The organism is Micromonospora sp. NPDC049799 (genome assembly GCF_040656655.1).
GTDB lineage: Bacteria > Actinomycetota > Actinomycetes > Mycobacteriales > Micromonosporaceae > Micromonospora.
Genome location: NZ_JBFAMU010000639.1, coordinates 1 through 2,494, shown reverse-complemented (window position 1 = coordinate 2,494; position 2,494 = coordinate 1). Strand labels below are relative to the sequence as shown.

General features: G+C 73.7%; 1 protein-coding gene and 1 pseudogene. Both read left to right on the top strand.

All coding sequences use genetic code 11. The features are described from left to right. Positions 1-394: pseudogene (locus AB0I76_RS27610) on the top strand (carbohydrate kinase); the annotation flags it as partial. Between the two features lie 100 nt (positions 395-494). Further along, positions 495-2,494 (top strand): nitrate- and nitrite sensing domain-containing protein (locus AB0I76_RS27605; protein ID WP_357041378.1); only part of this gene is annotated, 2,000 nt, incomplete at its 3' end.

Below are 2,494 nucleotides of genomic sequence, written 5' to 3'. Positions count from 1 at the left end.
GCGACCGGCGAACGTGCGCTTCGGTGGCGACCGGCCCCCGGGCCTGGCCCCGGCCGGGTCGGGGGAGCTGCGCCGGCTGAGCTTCGGCACCACCGCGACCGAGATCCTGGCCGGGCTGATGCGTGGGCTCTGCGACCTGGTCGCGGCGGACCTGGCCGAGCTGGAGTCCACCGTGGACGGGCCGGTCGAGGTGGTGCTCGGCGGGGGAGCGCTGGCCGCGTCACCCTGGTGGCGCAACGCGTTCAGCGCGGCGCTCGCCCCCCGGGCCGTGTGGTACCAGCGCAACTCGGAGGTCGGCGCGACCGGTGGGGCGCTCGTCGCGCTGGGTCGCCTCGGCGACGCCGCGGGGCTCGCCGACATCATCCGGACGGATGAGAAGGACTCGTATTCCTGAGTCGCACCTGCGCCCGGGTCGTTGACACAGCTTGCTGACCTGGTTGGATGAATCCCGCTCCCCGGGTCCCGGCGGACGCGGGAGGTGCGAGGAGGCAGGGGTGGGGGTAGGTCCGGACGCGGCGCCCGGCACGGTGTCGAACCACCGCCGCCGCCGGTTCGACGTCCGGGTCGTGGCCCACCGGCGGCGCTCCGCGTTGCGGATGCGGGACTGGCGGATGCGGACGAAGCTCGCCACCGTGCTGGTCATCCCGTCGGTGGCGTTCCTGGTGCTCGCCGGGATCCAGACCAGTGGACTCGTCGGACGGACGACGGCGCTCGGCGACTTCGCCCAGCAGGTCGGCATCGGCCGGGAGATCGCCGCCGCCGTGCACGAACTTCAGCAGGAGCGGGACCGCTCCGCCGGTGAGTTGGGGGAGCTGCGGGGCGGCGGGGCCGGCGTCGACCGGGACGCGTCCGCCGCTGCCCTCAGGCCGCTGCACGAGCAGACCGACCAGGCCATGCGGAGGCTGGACGAGGCCGCCGAGCCGCTGGCCGGCGCCGACGCCTCCTGGCGGGTCGCGTACTCCGAGGTGCGGGAGGCGTACGAGCAGGTGGTCTCCATCCGGGCGGCGGTGCTCCCGGCCGTCCTGGGCGGCGACACCATCCTCGGCAACTACAACCGCGCGGTGGACGCGCTGCTCAACCTGCTCGCCGAGCCCGCCCCCGGCGACGACCAGCCGGCACTGAGCGACGCGGTGCTGCGCTACGTCCAGATCGCCCGGGTCAAGGAACTCTCGTCCCGGATCCGCGCCCAGCTCTACGAGGCGGCCCGGGCCCGGCAATACGGCATCGAGGACCAGGTGCTGCTGGCCGACCTGCGGGCCCAGCAGCTCACCGCGCTGGGGGCGTTCCGGGTCGCCGCCACCAACGACCAGGTCCGCCGGTACGACGAGACGTCGGTCGACCCGGCCTTCGTGGCGGCGACCCGGCTGGAGGAGCAGAGCCTGCCCAGCGACCGTGGCGCGAAGGTGCTGCCCGCGGAGCAGTGGTGGACCGCCAGCGAGCAGCGTCAGGAGCTGTTCCGCCAGGTGGAGGCCGGAATCCTGGGCGACGCCGTCCGCCAGGCCGACAACGTCAGCACGGCGCAGCTGCGGACCACCCTGCTGGTGGTCGGGGTGATCGTGGCGGTGCTGCTCGTCGCGCTGCTCATCTCCCTGCTGGTCGGCCGGTCCATCGCGCGGTCGATGCGGATGCTGCGCGGGCAGGCTCTGCGGATCGCGCAGGTCGAGCTGCCGGACGCACTGGACCGGCTGCGCACCGTCACCGGCGGTGTTCCCAGCATCGACGTGCCGCCCGCCGTGGTGCGCTCGCTCGACGAGATCGGCGAGTTGGCCGAGGCGTTCGTCGCCGTGCACCGCAGCGCGGTCAGCGTCGCCGTCGAGCAGGCCACGATGCGACGCAACGTCAACGCGATGTTCGTCAACCTCGCGCGGCGCAGCCAGGTGCTGGTGGAGCGGCAGCTGGAACTGCTCGACGACCTGGAACGGGAGGAGGGCGACCCGGACCAGCTGGAGAACCTGTTCAAGCTCGACCACCTGGCCGCCCGCATGCGCCGTAACGACGAGAGCCTGCTGGTCCTCGCCGGCAGCGAGTCGACCCGGCGGTGGAACCGGCCGGTCGGCCTCGGCGCGACGCTTCTCGCCGCCAGCGCCGAGATCGAGCAGTACCAGCGGATCCGGCACGGGTCGGTGGCCGACCTGCACGTCGTCGGCCATGCCGTGGGCGAGCTGGTCCACCTCCTCGCCGAGTTGCTGGAGAACGCCACCGCCTTCTCCCGTCCGGACACGACGGTGAACGTTGAGGCCGACGTGGACGTCGATGCGGCGTACATCGCGATCGTCGACCAGGGCCTCGGGATGAGCCCCACGGCGCTGGCCGAGGCGAACGCCGTCCTCGCCACCCCACCGGCCGCCGACGTGGCCACCGTGGAGCGGATGGGTCTGTTCGTGGTGAGTCACCTGGCCGCCCGGCTCGGCGTCGAGGTGCGGCTGCACGCCGCCCCCGCCGACCGGCCCGGCCTCGTCGCCCGGATCCGGCTGCCCGGCAAGCTGCTCGCCGC